Source organism: Kribbella sp. NPDC055110 (assembly GCF_053607525.1).
In genome coordinates this window covers 105,732-128,677 of the sequence record NZ_JBSGTS010000010.1, presented here as the reverse complement: position 1 = coordinate 128,677, position 22,946 = coordinate 105,732, and the positions used below count along the sequence as shown (strand labels likewise).

The following is a 22,946-nucleotide window of genomic DNA, read 5'->3' as shown; positions in this document are numbered from 1 at the left end:
GGAGGGCCCCATTGGTTGCCTGACACATCCGGGACGCTACCGGAGCCAGGGCTCAACTTACCCGGGCAGGTGATGCCGACCAGGTGTTGCAGCTGGCCGGATTACGGCTCTGGAAGGCCGCGCGGCTCCAGGCCCCGTGGTTGGTGGTGCTGCCGTGGTCCCGCGGGTACGGCGGACGGTCGCCGCTGTTGTTCACGTCGTACAGCCACATCTGGTACGCGTACCCGGTGATGCTGTAGCTGGTGCGGTTGGCGCCCAGGAACACGTTGCCGAGACAGGAGGCCTGTAGCTCGAGCCGTCGACTCAGCTGCAACGCCCCGGCGGCAGAAGCGTCGTACCGGAGCTCCTGGTAGGCGACACCGAGTCCGGTCATCCACTGCACCGCATGCGCGTACTCGTGGGCCATGGTGAACGAGCCGACCATCCGGCCGAACGTCGGGTTCTGCTTGTAGAACGAGATGGTCGACGGTGACTCCATATAGATGGTGTGCGTCGTGGGGCAGTAGAACGAGCGCCCGACTCCGCCGCCGCACGGTGTGTTCACCGAGCCGCCCCAGACGACCAGACCGGGCGACCGGAACCGGCCGCCGGCCGCGGCAACCTGTCTCGGCCAGGCCCGGTCCAGGCAGACCTTGATCGCCTTGTAGTACGCCAGTGACTGGGCACCGTTGCCGAGACCGGTCTTGGCCCGCCTGCAGTTCACCGTCCGCATCACACCGGTCTTGTAGAGCCGGTGGGTCGCGTTGTACGTCGCCGGGCTCACGGTCTGCACCGGCTTCGGCGGAGTGACCTTAGTGGTCGTCCGAGTGGGCCGCGGAACAGCTGTTGTCGGAGCAGGTGCGCTAGTGGGAGCCGTAGTCGGCTCGGGTGTCGCAGACTCCGTGGCAACCGGTGCGGCGATCGCAGGTCCGTCGCCGCCGCCCTGTGTGAGCTTCACGGCCAGGAACACGCCGCCGGCCGCGACGACCGCCAGCACTGCGACGACGAGCAGCGCCGTACCGCCGGACTTCTTCCGCGGCGGCTGAGGCGGCATCGGACCCCACCCGTACTGGGGGCCGGGCTGCGGCGGAGGAGCGTAGTACTGCGGAGGCACCGGGTACTGCGCCGGCGGCGGACCGCCTTGGTAGCCCTGCTGTGGCGGCGGGCCGAATTGTCCGGGTCCCGGTCCCCATTGGTTGCCTGACACCCCGCAGACGCTATCGTGCCCCGTGTCAACCTAACCCTCTTTCTACGGTGTGATTGGGCGATGCGTCTACGTCTCCTCGGGCTCTCCCTGTGTGCCCTCGGCCTGCTCGGCCTTTCCACTGTCCCAGCCGCTGCGGCCGGCGCGGACGCAACCAGCTCCGCCGCCGACCCGGTGGTGACCAACTACGACAGCCAGATCCGCGTCGAACGTGACGGCTTGCTCCGGGTCGCCGAGACCTGGAAGCTCAGCAACGTCACCGGGACGTTCACCCGGTTCGTCGTGACGCGGGACCACCTGCCGGACGACATCGACCACGTCCAGGAGATCGGCGACCTGCAGGTCAAGTCCGGCGGCCAGGACAAGAAGGCCGAGCTGAAGACCGAGGGCGACGTCACGTCGATCGCCGTACCGGACCTCAGCGGCGCCACGACGCAGCTCGACGTGACGTACACCGTGAAGGGCGCGGTGGCGAAGACCCTGGACGGCACCGAGGTCCGGTTCGCGCCGCTGACCGGGATCAACCTCGCGATCCAGACCGCGAACGTGGTCTTCAGCGTTCCCGAGGTCTCGCACGTCGCCTGCTTTGCCGGCCCGATCGACAGCAACATCCCGTGCACGCTCGCGCAGATCGGCGAGACCTCCGGCCCGACCTTCCAGCAGACCGCACTGCCGCCGGGCAACACGGTCAAGATGGCAGTCGGCTTCCCGAAGGGCCAGATCGCCGACAACTCGATCATCGAGTACCGGCACACCTTCAAGCGCGCCTTCTCCACCGACGCGGCGCAGCTGATCACCGCGCTGGCGGTGCTGCTGCTCGGCGCGATCGCGCTGTTCGTGCTGTACCGGCTGCGCGGCCGGGACCAGGTCGACCCGCGGCGCGTCGTACCGGCGTCGCTGTTCAGCCTCGGCACCGACACGCGGATCGACTTCACGCCGCCGTCCGACCTGCGGCCCGGTGAGGTCGGCACGCTGATCGACGAGCGGATCGACCCGGTCGACGTGACCGCGACGATCATCGACCTGGCCGTCCGCGGGCACATCCAGATCGTCGAGCTCGAACACAGCACCGAGTTCGCGCGGCCGGACTGGGAGCTGCGCCGGGTCTCGAACGCCCCCGCGGAGGAGCTGCAGCGGTACGAGAACGTCCTGATCCGCGCGATCTTCGGCGACGCCGACTCGGTGCTGGTCTCCGAGCTCGGCAAGCAGGTCCGGGCGAACCTGGCCCAGGTCCAGGACGCCCTGTACGACGGTGTGGTCAAGCGCGGCTGGTTCACCGAGCGCCCGGACCGCACCCGGTCGCTGTGGGCAACGATCGGTATCGGGACCACCGTGGTCGGTGTCATCGCGACCGTCCTGCTGGCCCTGCTGTCGACGTGGGGTCTGCTCGGCCTCGCGATCACGCTGGTCGGCGTCGGCCTGCTCGTGGTTGGCCGCTACATGCCGGCCAAGGCCCCGGCCGCCGGCCGTGTGCTCGGCCAGGTCGCCGCGATCCGCGGTGAGCTGCTGGAGATGGACGTCAGCGAGCTGCCGACCGACCAGCACGCCGAGCTCTGCTCCCGCGCTCTGCCGTACGCCGTCGTACTCGGCGGCTCCGAGCGCTGGATCGACGCACTGGTCGCGACCGACAGCACGCCGGACGAAGAGGACGAGGGCTTCACCTGGTACCGCGGCCCGAGCGGCTGGCACCTGCAGTACCTGCCGGACTCGCTTCGCAACCTCACCACCAACCTGACAGGCGCACTCTTCGCCCGCTGAGGTCTTACAGAACAGGGCCCGCCACGCCGCCCCGGCGTGGCGGGCCCTGTCGATTCTGGGGTCGTCTCTACCAGTTGTGCTGCGGGTCCGAAGGCGCCGGCAACGGCAGGCCCTCCGGGTGCACGACGTACACCAGTCCACCCGAGTGCGGCACCCACGCGTTCTCGAAAGCCGTTCTGTCGTACGTGGTCCGCACCTGGTCGTCACTCGCGATCAGGTGCGACGCGGGGTCGTTGACGACCACATTGCCGTTCTGGTCGAACCCGACGATCACCATCAGGTGCCCGTTGGTCCCGTAGCCCGCACCGGGCAGGTCGCCCTTCTTGAACGACAGCGACGCGATCAGCGGGATCCCGGCCTTGATGAACTGTTCCGCCTCCGTCAGCGACCGCAACCGCGTCACGAAGGCGTCCACTCCGCGCGACCCGGCGTACGCCGTGTTGAACGGCCAGTTGCCTGCACCGTCGTACGCGTAGTCGAAGACGGACCGGGCCGAGTGGTCGACCTGTGGATCCAGGTCGGACGGATCGACCCACGCGGTCTCGGCCGCGGTCGGACCGGCGCCGTAGTAGTCCAGGACCATCGCGGTGGACGTCGCAGAGCACCAGGCCTCGCCGCCACCGTCCCACTGCGGATAGTGGCCGATGTGTGTCTCCTGCGAGTACGTCCGTACGTCGAGGACGATGCCCTCCGCGCCGCCGAGGGGGCTGACGGCAACCCTCTTGTCGGACGGCAGCTGGGAAGCCATTGCTCCGACGGACCGGACCACGGGCGACTGCGTCGTACCGCTCAACCGGTACAGGGTGACCTTGAGCTGCCAGCGGTCGAGCCACTGACCTGCGGCGGACTGGAAGGTGTCGACGGCAACGGATCCGTTGGCGTCGCCCTGGCTGGGCACCGACGTCCGGTGGATGTCACCGGCCGCGGTGTCGTCGCCACCGGACCAGCGACCCAGCACGTACCACTTGGTGGTCGTGCCGAGGTTCGTCGTACCTGCCATCGACACCTCGACCCAGGTCCCCGGTGGAGTGGTCGCGTTCCAGGACGCGACCAGCTCGGTCAGCCCGAAGCCGGTGCTGACATGCGGTGAGACCCAGCTGGTCTGGTCGTAGGACTTGGCGGTGCCGTCACCGAACGGGTCGACGTACGACGTGGTGCCGGTCGCCGTACCGAACGTCAGGGCGCCGTCGGCGACCGTCGTACCGAACTGCTGGCCGGCCAGGAAGTCGGCGTTCGAGGTCCACGTGCGATAGGCGATCTGCCGTGCCGGTGCGACCTTCACGGCTTCGCTCGGCAAGCTGCCGGCGCTGAGCACAACCACACCGAGAATCAGCGCGGTGACAGAACGGGCGGAAGTCATACTCCGACGGTAGACCGGACGACAGTCGCTGTCAGCATTTCGGCGTGGCGCGACAAATACTTACGAACGCTTGTCCCAATCGCTGTACAGCATGGCGAAAACCAGTTCGTCGGTCCACTCGCCCTTGAGGTACTCGTTCTGCACGAAGTGCGCCTCCTGGCGCAGACCGAGCCGCTTCAGCAGGTTGACCGAGCCGGTGTTGCGAGCGTCCAGCCGCGCGATGATCCGGTGCAGGCCGAGCTCCTCGAACCCGAGCCGCAGCAGTTCGACCGACGCCTCGGCGGCGTACCCGTGGCCGTGCGACTCCGGGTGGAAGACGTAGCCGAGTTCGCCGGTGCGGTGCTCGACGCTGTTCATGAACAGCGTCACCTCACCCAGGTGCTGACCGGTGTCCCGCAGGACCACCGCGACGGTGAGCGCTTGACCGTCAGAGTCCATCGGGACATCGGCCAGCCGACCGGTGAGGGCCTCCTTGACCTGCTCCGGCGTGCGCACGTCGTACAGCAGAAAACGTGTGACGTCAGGGTTCGACTGCAGTTTCAGCAGGTCGTCGTAGTCGTTCTCGACGTAGCGTCGAAGGGTCAGGCGGTCGGTCTCGATCGGCAGCGAGTAGCTCACCGATCGAGACTAAGCGACCGCGGCAACAGAATTATCCGTTCGCGAGCGCCTGCAGCCGGGACGTGTCGCCGTTGAAGTGACTCTGGTCGATCGGCGACGAGGTGAACTGCCAGAACGTGTAGAACGGCCAGGCGCCGGGCAGCGTCCCCACGGTGGAGGCGTAGCGCGCGACCCACAACGGGTTGGTCGAGTTGAACGCGGTCGTGTTGCCGGTGCAGGTGCTCCACCAGTCGTAGTTCGTGTAGATCACCGCGTCGCGTCCGGTGCGGGACTTGTAGGTGTTGAGGAAGTCCCGGATCCAGCTGACCATCGCGGACTGGCTCAGTCCGTAGCAGGTCGCGCCGTACGGGTTGTACTCGATGTCGAGCGAACCCGGGAGCGTCTTGCCGTCCCCGGACCAGCCGCCGCCGCTGCTGGCGAAGTAGTTCGCCTGCGTCGCGCCGCTGGAGTTGTTCGGCAGTGCGAAGTGGTACGCACCGCGGATCATGCCGACGTTGTAGGACCCGTTGTACTGCTGGGCGAAGTACGGGTTCTTGTACGACGTGCCTTCGGTCGCCTTCACGTAGGCGAACCGCTTGCCTTGACCCCACCAGTAGGCCCAGTCGACGTTGCCCTGGTGACTGGACACGTCGATGCCTTCGACGGTCGCCGTGATCCCCATGTCGGCGGGCGCAGCGCTGCTGCTGGTGGTAGTGGTGTTGTTGGTCCAGCCCATATAGGCGTCGCCGGCCTTGTCGATGCCGTGCCGGCGGGCTTGTGCGGTGGGCTGGGGCGTGCTGCTTGCTTGGGCGGAGCCGGTCGAGGCCAGGAGCAGGCCAAGAGCGACGGCGGCACCCGTGAAAAGGGCGGACTTCACGGTTTCCTCCAGAGCGATGAGGGGCGGACAGAGCGCTCGGCGATGGTCTTACCCGCATCCGGCACAAACCAACCCTTACTCCAGTTTGTTCGGTGATTATTTACCGGCGTCACCTCCCGTTACCCTTGACCGGTGACACTTCGCTTGTACGACACCGCAACAGCAGCAGTGCGAGATTTCCAGCCGGTCCACCCGGGCAAGGTCGGGATCTACCACTGTGGGCTGACGGTGCAGGGTGCCCCGCATGTCGGGCACATCTACAAGGAAGTGGTCTTCGACGTACTGCGGCGCTGGCTGGAGCGTTCCGGCTACCAGGTGACCGTGATCGCGAACGTGACCGACATCGAGGACAAGATCCTCACGAAGTCGGCCGAGCGCGGCATCCCGTGGTGGGCGCACGCCTACGAGTTCGAGCGCGAGCTGCACTGGGCGTACGACGTGCTCGGCTGCCGCCCGCCGACGTACGAGCCGCGCGCCACCGGGCACATCCCGGAGATGCTCGAGATGATCGCCGACCTGATCGAGCGCGGGCACGCGTACGTCGCTCCCGACGGCTCCGGCGACGTCTACTTCGACGTGAAGTCCTGGCCGGCGTACGGCGCTCTGTCGCACCAGCGGATCGACGACATGGAGGCCGCCGAGGACGCGGACCCGCGCGGCAAGCGGGACCCGCGCGACTTCGCGCTCTGGAAGGGCTGGACCGAGGCGACGCCGCGGACCGCGTCCTGGCCGGCGCCGTGGGGTCGCGGCCGGCCGGGCTGGCACATCGAGTGCTCGGCGATGGCGGGTAAGTACCTCGGCGACGAGTTCGACATCCACGGCGGCGGCCTGGACCTGCGGTTCCCGCACCACGAGAACGAGTTGGCCCAGTCGACCGCGGTCGGGCAGAAGTTCGCCCGGTTCTGGATGCACAACGCGCTCGTCACCACGGCCGGCGAGAAGATGTCGAAGTCGATGGGCAACAGCGCCGTCGTACGGAACGTGGTCGAGCGGGTCCGCCCGATCGAACTGCGGTACTACCTGGTGCAGTCGCACTACCGCTCGGTCGTCGAGTTCTCGTTCGAGGCGCTCGACGAGGCAGCGAAGAGCTTCCAGCGGATCGAGGGCTTCGTGACCCGGGCCGCCGAGGTGACCGGCGGCGTCGAGCCGGACGCCGAGCTGCCGGGTGACTTCGTGGCCGCGATGGACGACGACCTGGGTACGCCGGCCGCGATCGCCGTACTGCACAACACCGTGCGCGACGGCAACAAGCTGGTTGCCGACGGCGACTCGGAGGCGCTGCGCGAGGTGCTGGCGTCGGTGCGCGGGATGCTCGGCGTGCTCGGGCTCGACCCACTGGCCGAGCAGTGGGTGTCGCGGGCCGGTGGTAGTGACGAGCTCACCGAGGTGGTCGATGGCCTGGTGAAGGCTTTGCTCGAGCAGCGGCAGGCAGCGCGTGCACGCAAGGATTACGCCGCCGCGGACGACGTCCGCGACCGGTTGAAGGCGCTCGGCGTCGTCGTCGAGGACACACCGCAAGGGCCCCGTTGGTCTCTCGCGACAACTACCACCGACGAAGGAAACTGACGTGCCAGGCAACAGCCAGCGTAAGGGCGCCATCCGGAAGAAGCCGCGGGGGAACCCGACGGCCGGGTCCGGCGGGCGGGTCCGCCGCGGACTCGAGGGCAAGGGGCCGACGCCGAAGGCCGTGGACCGGGTCAAGCACCCGGCGCACAAGCGGGCGAAGGCGGCCGAGCGGGCCAAGGACCGCGAGCGACCCCGTCGCCCGGCGCGGAAGGACAACGAGTCCGCGGTCGAGTGGGTGTACGGGCGGAACCCGGTGGTCGAGGCGCTGCGGGCCGGCGTACCGGCCGCGGCACTGCACGTTGCCGAGGGCACCGAACGGGACGCCCGGCTGCGTGAGGCGTTGCTGGTCGCGGTCGAGACCGGGGTCTCGGTGCTCGAGGTGCCGCGTGCGGAGCTCGACCGGGTCACCGCGGGCGGCTCGCACCAGGGCGTCGCGCTGCAGATCCCGCCGTACGAGTACGCGCACCCGGACGACCTGCTCGACCGGGCGCACGCGGCCGGCGAGGTGCCGCTGATCGTCGCGCTCGACGGTGTGACCGACCCGCGCAACCTCGGCGCGATCACCCGATCCGCCGCGGCCTTCGGGGCGCACGGTGTCGTGGTCCCGGAACGCCGTACGGCGTCGATGTCGGCCTCGGCCTGGAAGACCTCGGCCGGCGCCGCGGCCCGGATCCCGGTCGCCCGCGCGGGCAACCTGAACCGGGCCCTCAAGTCCTACAAGGACGCCGGCCTCCTGGTCATCGGCCTCGACATGAACGGCGAGGTGGACCTCCCGTCCTTCGAGGCCGCAACCGAGCCGATCGTCCTGGTGATCGGTTCCGAAGGGAAGGGTCTGGCCCGCCTGGTCCGCGAGAACTGCGACCTGATCGTCTCGATCCCGATGACCAGCGCCACCGAATCCCTCAACGCCGGCATCGCCGCCGGCGTAACCCTCTACGAAATCTCCCGCCGCCGCGCGAGCTGAACAGAGCTGTGGGGGCGGGGAGGTCTCCCCGGCCCCACAGTCACGTCTGGATCAGTAGACGCTCACGCCGTAGCGGGAGAGGGCTTCGGTGACGGGCTGGAAGTAGGTGGTGCCGCCGGAGGAGCAGTTGCCGGAGCCGCCGGAGGTGAGGCCGAGGGCTACAGTGCCGGCGAACAGCGCGCCGCCGGAGTCGCCGCCTTCGGCGCAGACGTTGGTCCTGATCAGGCCGGAGACCGAACCCTCGGCGTAGTTCACCGTGGCGTTCGTCGCGGTGACCGAACCGCTGTGCACACCTGTCGTGCTACCGCTGCGCTTGACCGCCTGCCCCACCGAGGCGTTGCCGGCGGACGTGATGTCCTGGGACGAACCGTTGTAGAGGTCCACGGTCCCGGGGTGGTTCGTGTACGACGTGCTGTACTGCACGATCGCGTAGTCATTACCCGGGAAGCTCGACCCGTACGTCGTGCCGAGCAGTGTGGTCTTGCTGGAGTTCGAGTACCAGCTGGACGCGATGTTGCCGCAGTGTCCTGCGGTCAGGAAGTAGTACGTGCTGCCGCTGCGCACGTTGAAGCCGAGCGAGCAGCGGTACTGCCCGCCGTAGATGGCGTCGCCGCCGGCGATGTACTTCGTCAGCTTGCCGGACAGTTTCTCGAGCTTGATCCGGTCGCCGTACTGCTTGGTGACACCGGTCAGCTTCGACAGCTTCGTGCCGGTGACGGTTTCGTCGTACGACACGATGATCCGGCCGTCCGGTTCGGTCTGCCACGCCGTACCGGGGATCGTCGCGTTCTCGGCCAGGGCGGACGAGATCGCGGCAGAAGACAGGGTGGACAGGGTGGACGGATTGACCGGTGCGGCCGAGGCCTGCGTTGCCAGAAGTCCGGCGGCGGCAAGCCCGGCCGCGGCCAGGAGTGCGGTGGTACGGCGGAGTGGGGACATGTTCACGGTTTCAGCCTCCTCACGATGAGGACGCCTTCGGGGCGGGGCGTCCTTGACTTCAACCGTGACGAGTCCTACCCACAATCTCCGTGAGTATTCAGACAAACTCGGAGCGTAGGGGAAACCTGCGCTCAGTAGATCGAGACCTGCGCTCAGTAGATGGAGACCCCGTAGACGTTGAGGGCTTCCACGACCGGCTGGAAGTAGGTCACGCCGCCCGAGGTGCAGTCGCCCGAACCACCGGAGGTCAGACCGAACGCCCACTGCCGGTAGAACAGCGGACCGCCCGAGTCACCCGGCTCCGCGCACACGCTGGTGCGGATCAGGCCGGCCACGCGGCCGTCGCCGTAGTTCACGACCGAGTTCAGCCCGGTCACGCGGCCGCTATGCAGGCCGCTGGTGGCGCCGGAGCGGTAGACGAGCTGGTTGAGGCCCGGGTTCATCGCCTTGGTGATGTCCTGCGAGTGACCGTTGTAGAGGTACACGCTGCCGCCCGGCACCTTCAGCGGGATGTCGGTGCGGTACACGACCAGCGCGTAGTCGTTCCACGGGTAGCTGGCGTTGTGTACGGCGCCCGTGTACACCTTGTGGGCCTGGTCCTGGTACCAGCGGGCCGCGTCGACACCGCAGTGACCGGCAGTGAGGAAGTAGTACTTGCCGCGTCGCTGCACGTTGAAGCCGACGCTGCACTTGTAGTCGCCGCCGAATGTCGCCATACCGCCGCTGATGTACTTCTGCAGTTTCCCGGGCAGCTTCTCGAGCTTGACGTTCGTCCCGAGCTGCTTGGTCAGGCCGGTCAGCTTGCTCAGCTTCGTACCGGTGACGGTGGGGTCGTACGACACCAGCACGGTGCCGTCCGGCTGCGTCATCCACGCCGTACCAGGAGTGTGGATCTGGTCGTTCAACGTCGAGGTGATCGCCTTGGCGGACAGGCGGGGCGGCTTCACCGGATCAGCCCCGGCCGGCACAGCGGCCGTCAGTGTGAGTGTGGTGGCGGCGACCATCACCGCGGCTCGTCGTAGAGATTTCATCGGATTTGTTGCGGGGAAGCCCCGTCCTGCGGAGCGGGGACGAACCGCAACTCTCTCCCTTCAAGTGATAACTGTCGGTGTCGTCTGTTTGGGTGTGTGCTGTGTCTCGCTACCGCCTCGTGCCAACTCCTGCCCAGGTGTCTGGGTTGCTGGAGCACTGCCGGCACGCGCGGTACGTGTGGAATCTGGGTTTGGAGCAGCGGCTGATGTGGCGGCCCGGCCGCCCCGCAACGCCTGGGTACGCGGCGCAGTCCGCGCAACTGACTGAGGCCCGCGCGGCGGAGCCGTGGTTGAGGGCTGGGTCGCAGACTGTGCAGCAGCAGGCGCTGCGGGACCTCGACCAGGCCTGGCGCAACTTCTACGGGGGCACCCACGGGCGACCGACGTGGCGCCGCCAAGGTGTGCATGAGGGGTTCCGGATCGTCGGTCCGATGGCGCAGCGGGTGGAGAAGCTGAACCGGACGTGGGGCCGGGTGCTGGTGCCGAAGGTCGGCTGGGTGAAGTTCCGGCTGTCCCGGAAGCTGCCGGACGCCAAGTCGTACCGCATCACGTGCGACCGGGCCGGGTGGTGGCACATCGCCCTCGCAGTCGTCCCCGAACCCATCCAGGCACCCGGAAACGGCGAAGTGGTGGGTGTGGATCGTGGAGTCACCATGTCCGCTGCGCTGTCGACCGGGGAGCTGCTGTCCTGCCCCGGCCTGTCGAGGCAGGAACAGTGGCGAATGACGGGCCTGCAACGCAAACTCGCCGGAGCCAAGCCGGGCAGCAACCGGCGCGGGAAGATCCGAATCGCGATCGCACGGCTCAAGGCGCGGGCGAGTAACCGGCGGAAGAACTGGGTCGAGCAGACGACCACCGATCTCGCCTGGCGGTTCGACGTGATCGGTGTCGAGGACCTGTATATCCGCAACATGACGAAGTCGGCGCGCGGCACCCGCGAAGCACCGGGCCGCAACGTGCGGCAGAAGGCCGGACTCAACCGGGCAATCCTCGCCCAGGGCTGGGGCCTGCTCGTGCAACGTCTGGAGCACAAGGCACCCGGCCGGGTCCAGAAGATCAATCCTGCGTACACCTCGCAGACCTGCAGTGCCTGTGGGCACGTCGCATCGGAGAACCGCGAGAGCCAAGCGGTGTTCCGGTGCGTCGCCTGCCGGTACGAGGCCAACGCCGACGTGAACGCGGCCATCAACATCGCACGCATCGCCGCGGCCGGACGGGCCGTGAACGCACGCCGAGAGACTGCCGTGCTGGACTCTGAGAAGCGTGAACCTCAACACGCGCCTCCAATGGTCGCGTAGTTGGAATCCCCGCCTCCGGGCGGAGGAGGACGTCAAATCATCAGCCTTCCGGGCTGCTCTGATGCGCAATGTGGCAGCAAGAGGACGTGAGAGACACCCTAAAGGTGTCTGCGGTTCAGTCAGGCGGTTGGTCGAGGCGCAGGGAGTGCAGGACGAACGAGGCCAGTTCGCGGTAGGCCTCGGCGTCGTTCAGTCCGGTACGCCGGGCGATGTCGCCGCGCTGGATCGCCTGCATGGTGTGCGCGATCATCTCGGCCGCGAACGCGATGTCGACCTGCCGGAAGATCTTGTGGTTGATCCCGTCCTCGATCAGCTGCCGGACCCGCTCGGCGGCGATCCGGGTGTTCCGCTCGTACACGGACCGGGCCGGCGCGAAGGTCGCCACGTCGTCGAGGAAGGTGCGGCTGGCCGGCCGCAGCGCGTCCGCGACCGCATTCAGGTACGCCGCGATCCGCCGGTCGTGCCGGGTCTGCCGGGCCACCGCGGACTCGACCTGGGCGGTGGCGTTCTTGAAGTAGTGCTTCACCACCTCGACGGCGAGCTGTTCCTTGCTCGGCGCCAGCGCGTACAGGGTCGTTTTGCTGCAGCGCAGCTCGGCGGCGAGGTCGTCCAGGGTGAACCGGCTGAACCCCTGCTCGAGGAACAAGGACAGGAGCCGGTCGAGCAGTTCGGACTGCCGGCGGGTCCGCCGCCCCGGCACGACTGTTGTCATATCGAGACAGCATAGAACGATACTGAATTATGTGCTCCAGTATCGTCTGGAGTATCATTTCGTCAGTTGTTGAGAGGGGGCTCCTGATGGCTGTCGACCGACTCCTGCCCACTGACGAATCCATTGACCTGCTCGCCCTGGTCCGCGACCTGTGCGAGCACGAGCTCGCGCCGCACGCCGCACAGGCGGAGGAGAGCGAGACCTTCCCGCGGGACGCGTTCCGGACCCTCGGCAAGGCGGGCCTGCTCGGTCTGCCCTATCCGGAGCAGTACGGCGGCGCCGAGCAGCCGTACGAGGTGTACCTGCAGATGCTCGAGGAGATCGCGGCCGCCTGGATGTCGGTCGGCGTCGGCGTCTCGGTGCACACGATGACCAGCTACGCGCTGGCGACGTTCGGGACCGAGGAGCAGCGCGACCGGCTGCTGCCGGACATGATCGGCGGCGAGCACCTCGGTGCGTATGCGCTGTCCGAGCCGCAGGCCGGCTCCGACATCAGCTCGATGACGACCCGCGCTGTCCGTTCCGGTGATTTCTATGTGCTGAACGGGACCAAGGCGTGGATCAGCCATGGCGGGCACGCCGACTTCTACACGACGTTCGCCCGTACGTCGGACGACCCGAAGCACGGGATCTCTGCGTTCCACGTGCCGGCGTCGGCGGAGGGTCTGAGCTTCGGTGCGCCCGAGCGGAAGATGGGCCTCACCGGGTCGACGACCACGCTCGTCAACTACGACGACGTACGCGTTCCGGCCGCCAACCTGATCGGCGCCGAGGGTGACGGGATGCGGATCGCGTTGTCCGCGCTCGACTCCGGCCGGCTCGGGATCGCAGCCTGCGCGGTCGGCCTGGCGCAGGCGGCGCTCGACCTCGCCACGACGTACGCGAAAGAACGGCAGCAGTTCGGGCAGTCGATCGCCGACTTCCAGGGCATCCAGTTCCTGCTCGCCGACATGGCCGCCGCGGTCGAGTCCGGGCGCGCGACGTACCTGCACGCTGCTCGGCGGCGCGACCTCGGCCGGACGTTCACCCGGGAGGCCGCGATCGCGAAGCTGGTCTGCACGGACGCGGCGATGAAGGTCACCACGGACGCGGTGCAGGTGCTCGGTGGGTACGGTTACACCCGGGAGTTCCCGGCCGAGCGGTACATGCGCGAGGCCAAGGTGACCCAGATCTTCGAAGGTACGAACCAGATCCAGCGGCTCGTGATCAGCCGTGATGTGTTGAGGAGTATTTGATGGAGTTCAGCCCGTCCGACGTCGCTCTCGTCACCGGTGGTGGTTCCGGGCTCGGAGAGGCGACGGTACGACGGCTCGCTGCCGACGGACTGGGTGTCGTGATCGTCGACCTGCCCTCGTCCGCGGGCAAGGCGGTCGCGGACGAGCTGGGCGACCGGGTGGTGTTCGCGCCGACCGACGTCACCGACGAGACCGCGGTGACCGCGGCGCTCGACGCGGCCGAGGCGCTCGGCACGCTGCGGGTGGTGGTGAACTGCGCCGGCGTCGCGACCCCCGGCCGGGTCGTCGGCCGCAAGGGTCCGTTGCCGCTGGCCACGTTCCGGCAGGTGATCGAGATCAACCTGATCGGCACCTTCAACGTGCTCCGGCTGGCCGCCGAGCGGATGATCGCCTCCGACCCGTCCGCGGACGGCGACCGCGGCGTCGTGATCATGACCGCGTCGATCGCGGCGTACGACGGTCAGGTCGGCCAGGCGGCGTACGCGTCCAGCAAGGGCGGCATCGTCGCCCTCACCCTGACCGCCGCCCGCGACCTGGCCGACAAGGGCATCCGCGTCGTCACGATCGCCCCCGGCACCATGGAAACCCCCATGCTCGCCGGCCTCCCCGAGGAAACCCGCACCGTCCTCGAGCAGCAGGTCCCCCACCCCTCCCGCCTAGGCAAGCCCTCCGAATACGCAGCCCTAGTACGCCACATCCTCGACAACCAACTCCTCAACGGCGAAGTAATCCGCCTAGACGGCGCCCTCCGCATGCCACCCCGCTAACGCACCCCTTCTGCTGCGTGCGACCGGCCGGTTGTCGGGCGAGGTGACGCTCTCTGGGGGCTGCGGACAGGAAATACCGGGTCCCATCCCACCAGAACCTGTCTCACGGTCCCGCAGTCGGGCGCCTCAGGTGTATTTGAGCCAGCGAACGCCATGCGCTGGGACGACGTGCACGCGCTTGGAAGTGGGTGTGCCGGTCCACAGGTCTTGCTTCTGGGCGGGGAGTTCGGCAGGAAGTGGAATCTCTCGAGATGCGGCGCCGGTCCAGAAGATTGCTGCGTAGGAGCAGTTCTGGCCTTGGGCGGTCCAGGCGATCAGTTCGCCGTCGTCGAGTGGTTCGCGGATGATTTCGCGGCCGTCGTGTGAGGTGTTGAGGACCTCGGCGAGGGCCGGATTCTTCAACAGGGCAAGGGTCTCCGGGGAGGTGGTGGGCAGGTCGCCGCCCATCATCAGCGGGGAGCGGGCCATCGCCCACAGCGTGAGCAGGGTCTTCTGTTCGTCGACGGTGAGGCGGCTGTCGCGGTCGTCGCCGCGTTCGGCGCGGATGCCGATATGGCCGAGTGGCAGCATGTCCGCGTCCGCCCAGCCGCCGGTCTGCTGGAACGGCGCCCACCGGGCCAGTCGCGCGAACTGCGCGTGCACGTCCTCCCACCGGTCCCACAGGTCGTCGGAGATCCGCCACAGTTGCGCATTGGCCCGCAGATGCTCGACATGATGCGTCGACAGCTGCGTGCCGGGCGACAGCGACAGCACGATGTCCCGCCCGCTGCGCTTGATCGCCTGCGCGTACGCCGCGATCTCGCGATCGTGGTACGGCGCGAGCATGTCGTCCGCCTTCACGAAATCGACACCCCACTCGGCGAACTGCGCGACCTGGGCGTCGTAGTACGCCTGCGCTCCGGGATGATCGTGGTTCAGCCCGAGGTTGTCCGGGTTCCACGCGCAGACGTGCTCGGGGTCCGCGATCTCCCGCGCCGTCCACTCCGTCCCGTACACCGGCAGGTCGAGCTCGACCGCCCGCCGCGGGATGCCGCGCATGATGTGCAGCCCGAACTTCAGCCCGAGCTCCTGCACCTTCGCGGCCAACGGCCCGAAGCCGGCACCGCCCGCGGCTGAGGGGAACCGCAGCGGCGCCGGCAGTTGGCGGCCGTAGTCGTCCACGACGATCGGCGCGTTCTCGTTGTAGCCGTGCGATCGGGCGGTCGGGTCGTACCAGGCGATGTCCACGACGACGGTGTCCCACCCGAACGGCAGCAGCTGGTCGTGCATCACCTGCGCGTTGGCCAGTACTTCAGCCTCAGTCACCGTCGTACCGAAACAGTCCCAGCTGTTCCAGCCCATGGGCGGGTTCACCATTCTGCGAAGGACCCGTCGTCGTGCCGCAGCACGGGCGACCGCCATCTGTGTGGCTCCGCGGCCGCTGCTCGTACGACGTCCTCGTTGACCTCGATGCCCAGGCCAGGACCGGTCGGGCGTTGTACATGCCCGTCGGTGAACGCGAACACGTCCGGGTCCACCAGGTAGTCGAGGAGCGCGTTGCCGCCGCCGTACTCGATGCCGAGGCTCTGTTCCTGGATCAGGAAGTTCGGGATCGCGAAGTCGAGCTGCAGGCTCGCGGCCAGCGTGATCGGTCCGAGTGGGCAGTGCGGCGCGACGCTCACGTCGTACGCCTCGGCCATCGCGGCGATCCGTCGTACTTCGGAGATGCCGCCCGCGTGCGAGATGTCCGGCTGAGCGACCGCGATGCCGGTGGTCAGCACGTCGCGGAAGTCCCAGCGGGAGAACAGCCGCTCGCCGGTGGCGATCGGGATGCTGGTCGATTCGGTGATCCGCCGCAGGTCGCGGGCGAACTCGGGCAGCACCGGCTCCTCGACGAACATCGGCAGCAGCGGCTCGAGCAACGGCAGGATCTGCCGCGTCGCCGCCGTACTGAACCGGCCGTGGAAGTCGAGCGCGATGTCGACGCCGTCGCCGAGTGCGCCACGCAAGGCCTCGACCCGACTCACCGCCGCCCGGAGTTGCGCGGGCGACGGGATCGGCGGCAGTGCCTCGGACAGGTTGAGCTTGAGGGCCGTGAATCCCTTCTCCACCTTGGCTTTGGCCTCGTCGACGAGTTGCGCGTTGTCGCGGCCGTGGACCCAGGTGTAGACGCGCGCCCGCTCCCGGACCGGTCCGCCGAGCAACTCGTGCAGGGGCACCTCGTGATAGCGACCCTTGATGTCCCAGAGCGCCTGGTCGATCCCGGCCAGCGCACTCGACAGCACCGGACCGCCGCGGTAGAAGCCGCCCTTCGCCATCACCTGCCAGTGCTCCTCGATCCGCAACGGATCCGCGCCGACCAGGTACTCCATCAGGGCCGCGACCGCGCCCTGGACGGCCTCCGCGCGTCCCTCGACGATCGGTTCGCCCCAGCCGCTGATCCCTTCGTCGGTGTCGATCCGCAGGAACTGCCACCGCGGCGCCACCAGGAACGTCTCGTATCCGACGATCTTCACACTGCCTCATTCGGTTGCCGGTCAGGGGCGGACAGGAGCGCAGCGACCAGTTGGTCGGTCTGACGGAGCACGAGTGCGGCGGCCCCGGACGCACCGGCGCGGGCGCCGAGGTCGAGCTCACCCGCGACGACGTCGGCGTCGCGGGTGAGTGACATCGCCGTACGGCGCAGAGTGGCGCGGATCGGATCCAGGATCAGATCGCCCGCCCGCGCCAGCTCGCCGCCGACGATGATCCGCTCCGGGTTCAGCAGATTGCAGATGTTCGCGAGCACCCGGCCGGTCAGCTCACCGGCTTCACGCAGCACTCGTAGGGTGTCCGGCTGACCGTCGGCGGCCGCCGCGAGCAGCTCGTCGAGGCCGGCGTCCTCACCGAGCACCGGCGCGAGAGCCGCGAGTACGGCGGGAAGCGACGCGTACTGCACCAGGCAGCCGCGATTCCCGCACGGACAGGGCGCACCGTTCGAGTCCGCCGACAGGTGGCCGATCTCGCCACCGCCACCGCGCGCCCCACCGTGGTGAAGGTTGCCGTCGACAAGCAGTCCGGACCCGATCCCGGTCGATAACCCGAGATACAGCACGTCGCGGACGTCCCGCCCAGCTCCCCAGGTGAACTCGGCTACCGCCTCCAGTCGCGTGTTGTTCTCCACCAGCACCGGTACGTCGAGACGCCGGCCGAACTCCGCCGCGACGTTCACCCCGGCCCAGGCCTGCCCCGGCAGCGACGGACCGACCACACCGGTCTGCAGGTCGATCGGTCCGGGCACACCGATCGCTACGCCGACCAGGTTGTCGCGAACGCGCCCTGTCTGCTTCAGCAGGCCGTCGAGCAGCTCGATCCCGCCCGCGAGCCGCTCCTGCCACGGGGTGTCCCGAATTACGCGGACGCCGTCGCTGGCCAGGGTCGCGCCGGACAGGTCGATGAGGTGGCACCAGACGCGCTCGAGCGTGAAGTCGAGGCCGGCAGCCGCACCGGCCGCCGGGTTGGCGCGCAGGAAACCGCGGGCCCGGCCGTCGACCTCGGACGCGTCGATCCCGGCCCGGGCGACCTGGTCGCCGACCACCTCGATCACCACGCCGCCGGTGATCAGGTCGGCCGCGATCGTCGACACCGTCGTCCGGGACACGCCGCAGATCCGCGCCAGCTCCGCCCGGTGCAGTGCTCCGTGCTCCATGAGCGCGGACAGCATCCGTTCGGAGTTGGTGCGCCGTAGCGCTCGCAGAGATCCGGTGTCCTTGGCAGCCACACGAAAAGTATTGACGAACTCCGAACCGGCGTCAACAAAACTGACAAACTGAGTTCACACTCTTGACACAAACCGCGAAGTGCTCGAACAATTCCAGCCACAGCTCGAGGATCATTCCCGAGCCCAGAACACCCGTACCTTCTCTGGCGAGAAACAAGAGAAGGCGGTGTCAGTCAAATATGTACTACAATGAGGTCATGGCTGAAGTTCCGATCCGGATGTTGAACCAGGAAACCGCCCGGGTGCTTGCCCGGGTGAAGCAAGGCGAGGAGATCGACATCACCGAACGCGGCGTGGTCGTCGCGCGCCTGGTGCCGGCCGAGCCGTCGCCAACAGCGTGGCTGCTCGCCACGGGGAACCTCCGGCCGGCTCGACTCGTCAGAGCCTTCTCACGGCCGAAGGGTGAGGTGCGCACTGATCACGAGGCCGGTGCTCTCTTGGAGCAGATGCGTGACGAGGAGCGCTACTGATGATCTATCTGGACACAGCGGCGTTGGTGAAGCTCGTCCGACGCGAGACCGCGTCGGACGCGCTCGTCGATTGGCTCAACGAGCAAGTTGATCGGATCTTCGTCTCATCGGCTTTGGTGGAGGTGGAATTGCCTCGCGCCCTCCGGCGATCTGAGCCTGCTCTTCTCACGTCCACCCCATCCGTCCTGGCCCACGTTTCCGTGTACGACGTCGATGAGACGGTCCGTAGCACCGCAGCTGCTTACCAGGATCCGTGGATCCGGTCGCTCGACGCGATTCACCTCGCGACGGCGGACGCGGTTCTGGGCGACGAGCTGACCGCGTTCGTCAGCTATGACCGGCGTCTGCTGGCGACAGCCAAGGCGATCGGGCTGCCCGTTGCCAGCCCTGGGATGTCCTGAGGTCAGCGGTTTGGCGGGGTGATCGGGCGGACCGGGTCGAAGGTGTCGCTGGGCTGGATGGGTTTGTGGACGCCTTGCTGGATCAGGCCGAGGGTGCTGCCGTCGGCGCGGCGCTGGGTGGTGCCGTCGTCGGTGGCGAAGGTGTGGTCCGTGATGCAGTAGTCGGCGATGATCCAGACCGGGTAGGACCTGGCGCGGCCGTGCAGGGTGACGACGAACGTTCGCTGGTCGATGTTGCCGCACCCCTTGGCGCGGGGTGATTGTGGACCTTCCGGCGAGCTGTTCACTCGCTGCCCGAACGCGGTCGCGGTCTCGCTGCCGAGCTGGGATCCAGACACGAGCGAGCCATGCCAGTACTCACAGACGTCGGCCGACGTGATCTGATCCTTCGCATCCAGACCCGTGCCCTGCGGTCCGAGGTCCGTCGGCGGGCAGCCGTAGTAGTCCGTGCCGGTGATCGGACGGGCCGAGTCCAAGATGCGGCGGCGGAGTGCGTCGTCCTTGGTCAGCACGCTGATCTTCGTGCCGGCGACGAGTCGGGTCTCCTCGGTCCACCCGGCGTCGTACCGCTTGATCCCGGGCGCCTGGACGTCGTCGAACCAGAGGTACGGCTGCCGTCTGTTCAGCGGTAGTACGGCGTCGCTGCAGGTGTACCAGTCTTTGCCGAGCCAGCCGTTCAACCGTCCGATCGAGGGGACGGCCGAGTTCGCGAACGTCGTACACGGTGCCGGGCCGGAGATGTACTGCGTCCAGCTCGACGGGACCTGGACCTGCACTGTTTTGTACGACTCCCACCGCCACCCGGCGTCTGCCGGTCCCGGCCGGCTCACCTGTGGGTCGGTCCGCGTCTCGGTGGTGAGGGAGTGCGCCGCGGTGATCGCAGTTGCAACGACCGCCGCGGCGACGACGGCGGTGCCGATCGAGCGACCGGTACGGCGGCGGCGCAGTCGAGCGTGGACGACGGCCAGGAGGTGGTCGTCGGCTGGTGCGTCGGCCGCGTGCTTCGACAGGGTGTCCGCGATCAGCTTCTCGGATGCGTCCATCAGCCCTTGACCTCCTCGGTTCCGATGGTGGTGCGGAGTGATGCCAGCGCACGGTGGATCTGTGAGCGGACGGTGGCGGGCGAGCAGTCCAGGATCACGGCGATCTCCGCGTCCGGGAGATCCTCGTAGTACCGCAGTACGACAGCGGCCCGTTGTTTCGAAGGCAGCGTCGCGCACAGGGTCCACACCGCGTCCTGCTCTGCTTGCGCGTCGGCGTGATCCGGACGGGACGATGTCTGCACCGGATCAGCGGTTGGTGTTTCGCGGCGGAGGAAGCGGCGCCAGCGGGAGATGTCGGCGTTCACGATCGAGCGGCGGATGTACGCCTCGGGATCCTGGCCGCGGCAGATCCGGGTCCACCGGGAGTACGCGGCCATCAGCGCATCCTGCACTGCCTCCTCGGCGCGGGCGTGGTCGCGGGTGAGCAGGTAGGCGAACCGCAGCAGCGCGGCTCCCCGGTGTGCCACCCAGTCGTCGAAGTCGGGCGTTTTCATCCGGTACCTCCCACCCACATCACGCTGGTGGGCGCCGGAACGTTGCAGGGATCAGTCAGGTTCGGGGAGCGTCGGCGTCGGTAGCGCGACTTTCTCGTCCGGCTTCGCGGCCAGTACGTCGTTCACGTACGAGCGGGCCGCCTCCATCGTGTCGACCTCGTTACCGGCCTGCTCGGACAGGAACCAGCGGTGCTCGAGCACCTCGTGGAACACCTCGGCGGGCTCGAGTTTGCGCTTGAGGTCGCGGGGGACCGAGCGGACGACGGGTTCGAAGACCTCGGTCAGCCACTGGTGGGCGACGATCTCCTCGTCCTCGTTCTGCTGGTCGGTCGCGGCGGCGTACGAGTCCAGGTCGTTGAGCAGCCGGCGGGCCTGGTTCTCCTCGACGTCCAGGCCGGTGAGCCTGAGCAGTCGGCGGGAGTGGTGGCCGGCGTCGACGACCTTCGGCTGGATGCGGACCTGGCTGCCGTCCCAGTCGGTGATGATGTCGATCTCGGCGACGTCGAAGCCGAGTTCGTTCAGCCGCCGGATCCGCGTGTCGAGCCGGTGCATCTCGTCTTCCGCGAACTCCTCCGGCGCGGTGAGCTCCTTCCACAGCGCCTCGTACCGCGCGGTGATCGACTCGATGGTCTCCAGCGGATCGATGTCGTCGTCGAGCAGACCGCCTGCCTGCAGGTCGGACAGTTCCCCGAACAGGTTGATCTCCGCGGTGTAGAGGTCGTGCGCCCGCTGCCCGTCGGAGATGTCCTGGTGCAGTTCACCGGTCTCGGCATCAACCAGGTACGCCGCGAACGCGCCCGCGTCGCGCCGGAACAGGGTGTTCGACAGCGAGCAGTCGCCCCAGAAGAAGCCGAGCAGGTGCAGCCGGACGATCAACGCGACCAGGGCGTCGATGAGCCGGTTGACGGTGTCGGGGCGCAGCGTGCTGGAGAACAGTGCCCGGTACGGCAGCGAGAACTGCAGGTGCCGGGTGATCAGGATCGAGTCGATCGGCTCACCGTTGCGGTCGACCCGGTCGGTGATCACGCCGACGGGCTCGACGGACGGCGCCTCCAGCCGTTCGAGGTCGCGGAGCAGGCGGTACTCGTGCATCGCCAGGTGTTCGAGGACCTCCTTGATCGCGTACACGCTGCCGTTGACCCGGACGAAGCGGACCACGTGCCGCGAGATACCGCGCGGCAGCGCGACGAGCTGGTCTTCGGGCCAGTCCTCCAGCGGGACGTCCCATGGGAGCGACAGCAGACCGGTGTCCGGGCGGGTGGCGACGAATCGAGGCACGGCTCCCAGTGTGTCAGGAATCCTGAGCGTTCAGCGAGGTACCGACCACGCCTCCGCTCTCCTGCCTTCCCCCGGCAGGTGGAGAAATTGACGCAAGTACTTGCAAGTTCTTGCGTGAATAGGCGTAGAGTTTGCGTCATGACACGACGACTTGCAGAGGTGGCCAAGAAGGTCGGCGTCAGTGAAGCTACCGTGAGCCGGGTGCTGAACGGGAAGCCCGGCGTGTCCGAGGCGACCCGGGAAGCCGTCCTGACCGCGCTCGACGTGCTCGGGTACGAGCGGCCCACGCAGCTCCGGGGTGACCGTGCCCGGCTGGTCGGCCTGGTGCTGCCGGAGTTGCAGAACCCGATCTTCCCGGCGTTCGCCGAGGTCGTCGGCGGAGCCCTCGCGCAGCAAGGGTTCACATCGTTGCTCTGCACCCGGACGGTCGGCGGCGTGTCCGAGGCCGACTATGTGGATCTGCTCCTGCAGCAGCAGGTGTCGGGGGTCGTGTTCGCCGGCGGGTTCTACGCGCAGGCGGACGCGCCGCACCAGCACTACGAGTTGATCCAGGAGCGGAAGCTGCCGACCGTACTGGTCAACGCGGCCGTCGATCACCTCGGCTTCCCGCAGGTCTCGTCGGACGACTATGTCGCGGCGGAGATGGCGATCGGCCACCTCCGTGCCCTTGGACACCGGCGGATCGGGATGGTCCTCGGCCCGCGCGACCACATCCCGTCGCGGCGCAAGCTCGAAGCGTTCATGGCCGCGGAGGAGGCGGATCCGGGGCTGGTCGAGCACACGATGTTCTCGCTCGAGGGCGGGCACGCGGCGGCGACCAAGCTGGTGAACTCCGGTGTCACCGGGATCGTCTGCGCCAGCGACATCCTCGCCCTCGGTGCCATCCGCGCCGTACGGCGAGCCGGACTGAGCGTCCCCGACGAGGTCTCGGTGATCGGGTACGACGACTCCGCGATGATGAACTGCACCGACCCGCCGCTGACCACCGTCCGGCAGCCGATCGACGCGATGGGCCGCGCCGCCGTCGACATGCTGGTCGCCCTGATCGAACGCGCTGCTGTCCCCGCCGACGAACTCCTCTTCGAGCCTGAGCTCGTCGTCCGCGCCTCCACCGCGCGAGCCCGCATCTAGCCACCTAACACCAGGCAGCCGCTGACCGATGAGGTCGGCGGCTGCTGTCGTTTGCCCTCCCGCACGCAATCTCCCATGGGAAGTCACGATTTTGCAATCCCAG

At 68.0% G+C, this 22,946-nt stretch carries 22 protein-coding genes; 9 read left to right on the top strand and 13 right to left on the bottom strand.

Annotation, left to right across the window (positions count from 1 at the left end; translation table 11 throughout):
• Nucleotides 1–52: 52 nt before the first annotated feature.
• Nucleotides 53–1,033: a neutral zinc metallopeptidase gene (locus ACWF0M_RS18155; RefSeq protein ID WP_452236820.1), complete on the bottom strand. Its 981-nt coding sequence runs from the start codon at nucleotides 1,031–1,033 to the stop codon at nucleotides 53–55.
• A gap of 213 nt (nucleotides 1,034–1,246) precedes the next feature.
• Between ACWF0M_RS18155 and ACWF0M_RS18150 the strand changes: the two genes are divergently transcribed.
• A complete protein-coding gene (locus ACWF0M_RS18150) occupies nucleotides 1,247–2,941 on the top strand; it encodes a DUF2207 domain-containing protein (protein ID WP_452236819.1) in 1,695 nt (564 codons plus the stop codon).
• A gap of 67 nt (nucleotides 2,942–3,008) precedes the next feature.
• On the opposite strand, the gene ACWF0M_RS18145 is transcribed toward ACWF0M_RS18150, so the two are convergent.
• The 3 genes from ACWF0M_RS18145 to ACWF0M_RS18135 are packed head-to-tail and all read right to left on the bottom strand — an operon-like array spanning nucleotide 3,009 to nucleotide 5,775.
• Complete coding sequence (locus ACWF0M_RS18145) at nucleotides 3,009–4,301, bottom strand: peptidase C39 family protein (protein ID WP_452236818.1); 1,293 nt, start codon at nucleotides 4,299–4,301, stop codon at nucleotides 3,009–3,011.
• A 60-nt stretch (nucleotides 4,302–4,361) separates the two neighbouring features.
• Complete coding sequence (locus ACWF0M_RS18140) at nucleotides 4,362–4,919, bottom strand: GNAT family N-acetyltransferase (RefSeq protein WP_452236817.1); 558 nt, start codon at nucleotides 4,917–4,919, stop codon at nucleotides 4,362–4,364.
• A 31-nt stretch (nucleotides 4,920–4,950) separates the two neighbouring features.
• Nucleotides 4,951–5,775 carry a lysozyme gene (locus ACWF0M_RS18135; protein ID WP_452236816.1) on the bottom strand — a complete coding sequence of 275 codons (825 nt, stop codon included), beginning with the start codon at nucleotides 5,773–5,775 and terminating at the stop codon, nucleotides 4,951–4,953.
• 132 nt (nucleotides 5,776–5,907) lie between these two features.
• Between ACWF0M_RS18135 and cysS the strand changes: the two genes are divergently transcribed.
• Nucleotides 5,908–7,341 (top strand): cysteine--tRNA ligase, encoded by a 1,434-nt coding sequence (gene cysS, locus ACWF0M_RS18130; RefSeq protein WP_452236815.1) that lies wholly within the window; start codon nucleotides 5,908–5,910, stop codon nucleotides 7,339–7,341.
• Between the two features lies 1 nt (nucleotide 7,342).
• On the top strand, nucleotides 7,343–8,305 hold the full coding sequence (gene rlmB, locus ACWF0M_RS18125; RefSeq protein WP_452236814.1) for a 23S rRNA (guanosine(2251)-2'-O)-methyltransferase RlmB: 963 nt from the start codon (nucleotides 7,343–7,345) through the stop codon (nucleotides 8,303–8,305).
• A gap of 51 nt (nucleotides 8,306–8,356) precedes the next feature.
• On the opposite strand, the gene ACWF0M_RS18120 is transcribed toward rlmB, so the two are convergent.
• On the bottom strand, nucleotides 8,357–9,244 hold the full coding sequence (locus ACWF0M_RS18120; RefSeq protein ID WP_452236962.1) for a S1 family peptidase: 888 nt from the start codon (nucleotides 9,242–9,244) through the stop codon (nucleotides 8,357–8,359).
• A gap of 152 nt (nucleotides 9,245–9,396) precedes the next feature.
• Nucleotides 9,397–10,275 (bottom strand): S1 family peptidase, encoded by an 879-nt coding sequence (locus ACWF0M_RS18115; RefSeq protein WP_452236813.1) that lies wholly within the window; start codon nucleotides 10,273–10,275, stop codon nucleotides 9,397–9,399.
• Between the two features lie 77 nt (nucleotides 10,276–10,352).
• Between ACWF0M_RS18115 and ACWF0M_RS18110 the strand changes: the two genes are divergently transcribed.
• Nucleotides 10,353–11,573 (top strand): RNA-guided endonuclease InsQ/TnpB family protein, encoded by a 1,221-nt coding sequence (locus tag ACWF0M_RS18110; protein ID WP_452236812.1) that lies wholly within the window; start codon nucleotides 10,353–10,355, stop codon nucleotides 11,571–11,573.
• A gap of 115 nt (nucleotides 11,574–11,688) precedes the next feature.
• Here ACWF0M_RS18110 and ACWF0M_RS18105 read toward each other — a convergent pair whose 3' ends face one another.
• Nucleotides 11,689–12,285 carry a TetR/AcrR family transcriptional regulator gene (locus tag ACWF0M_RS18105; protein ID WP_452236811.1) on the bottom strand — a complete coding sequence of 199 codons (597 nt, stop codon included), beginning with the start codon at nucleotides 12,283–12,285 and terminating at the stop codon, nucleotides 11,689–11,691.
• Nucleotides 12,286–12,371: 86 nt separating this feature from the next.
• Between ACWF0M_RS18105 and ACWF0M_RS18100 the strand changes: the two genes are divergently transcribed.
• Together ACWF0M_RS18100 and ACWF0M_RS18095 are read left to right on the top strand one after the other, a co-directional pair.
• A complete protein-coding gene (locus ACWF0M_RS18100; protein WP_452236810.1) occupies nucleotides 12,372–13,520 on the top strand; it encodes an acyl-CoA dehydrogenase family protein in 1,149 nt (382 codons plus the stop codon).
• Nucleotides 13,520–14,287 (top strand): 3-hydroxyacyl-CoA dehydrogenase, encoded by a 768-nt coding sequence (locus ACWF0M_RS18095; protein WP_452236809.1) that lies wholly within the window; start codon nucleotides 13,520–13,522, stop codon nucleotides 14,285–14,287. The genes ACWF0M_RS18100 and ACWF0M_RS18095 overlap by 1 nt, the downstream gene beginning before the upstream one ends.
• Before the next feature lie 126 nt (nucleotides 14,288–14,413).
• Here the strand turns inward: ACWF0M_RS18095 and ACWF0M_RS18090 are convergent, their stop codons facing one another.
• The 3 genes from ACWF0M_RS18090 to ACWF0M_RS18080 are packed head-to-tail and all read right to left on the bottom strand — an operon-like array spanning nucleotide 14,414 to nucleotide 18,026.
• On the bottom strand, nucleotides 14,414–15,592 hold the full coding sequence (locus ACWF0M_RS18090) for an alpha-galactosidase (protein ID WP_452236808.1): 1,179 nt from the start codon (nucleotides 15,590–15,592) through the stop codon (nucleotides 14,414–14,416).
• A 44-nt stretch (nucleotides 15,593–15,636) separates the two neighbouring features.
• Nucleotides 15,637–16,782: a galactonate dehydratase gene (dgoD, locus tag ACWF0M_RS18085; protein WP_452236807.1), complete on the bottom strand. Its 1,146-nt coding sequence runs from the start codon at nucleotides 16,780–16,782 to the stop codon at nucleotides 15,637–15,639.
• A complete protein-coding gene (locus ACWF0M_RS18080; protein WP_452236806.1) occupies nucleotides 16,779–18,026 on the bottom strand; it encodes an ROK family protein in 1,248 nt (415 codons plus the stop codon). Before ACWF0M_RS18080 ends, dgoD begins: the two co-directional genes overlap by 4 nt.
• A gap of 197 nt (nucleotides 18,027–18,223) precedes the next feature.
• Between ACWF0M_RS18080 and ACWF0M_RS18075 the strand changes: the two genes are divergently transcribed.
• Nucleotides 18,224–18,496, top strand: a complete 273-nt coding sequence (locus ACWF0M_RS18075; RefSeq protein WP_452236805.1) for a type II toxin-antitoxin system Phd/YefM family antitoxin — start codon at nucleotides 18,224–18,226, stop codon at nucleotides 18,494–18,496.
• A complete protein-coding gene (locus tag ACWF0M_RS18070; protein WP_452236804.1) occupies nucleotides 18,496–18,897 on the top strand; it encodes a type II toxin-antitoxin system VapC family toxin in 402 nt (133 codons plus the stop codon). Before ACWF0M_RS18075 ends, ACWF0M_RS18070 begins: the two co-directional genes overlap by 1 nt.
• A 2-nt stretch (nucleotides 18,898–18,899) precedes the next feature.
• On the opposite strand, the gene ACWF0M_RS18065 is transcribed toward ACWF0M_RS18070, so the two are convergent.
• Genes ACWF0M_RS18065 through ACWF0M_RS18055 form a run of 3 tightly spaced genes read right to left on the bottom strand, consistent with a single transcriptional unit; the run spans nucleotide 18,900 to nucleotide 21,733 of the window.
• A complete protein-coding gene (locus tag ACWF0M_RS18065) occupies nucleotides 18,900–19,940 on the bottom strand; it encodes a hypothetical protein (RefSeq protein ID WP_452236803.1) in 1,041 nt (346 codons plus the stop codon).
• The gene (locus tag ACWF0M_RS18060; protein WP_452236802.1) at nucleotides 19,940–20,434 is read right to left on the bottom strand and encodes a SigE family RNA polymerase sigma factor; all 495 of its coding nucleotides are present in this window, start codon (nucleotides 20,432–20,434) and stop codon (nucleotides 19,940–19,942) included. Before ACWF0M_RS18060 ends, ACWF0M_RS18065 begins: the two co-directional genes overlap by 1 nt.
• 51 nt (nucleotides 20,435–20,485) lie before the next feature.
• Nucleotides 20,486–21,733 carry a DUF4032 domain-containing protein gene (locus ACWF0M_RS18055; protein ID WP_452236961.1) on the bottom strand — a complete coding sequence of 416 codons (1,248 nt, stop codon included), beginning with the start codon at nucleotides 21,731–21,733 and terminating at the stop codon, nucleotides 20,486–20,488.
• Between the two features lie 117 nt (nucleotides 21,734–21,850).
• Here ACWF0M_RS18055 and ACWF0M_RS18050 point away from each other — a divergent pair, with 117 nt between their 5' ends.
• A complete protein-coding gene (locus ACWF0M_RS18050) occupies nucleotides 21,851–22,843 on the top strand; it encodes a LacI family DNA-binding transcriptional regulator (protein WP_452236801.1) in 993 nt (330 codons plus the stop codon).
• Nucleotides 22,844–22,946: the final 103 nt, after the last annotated feature.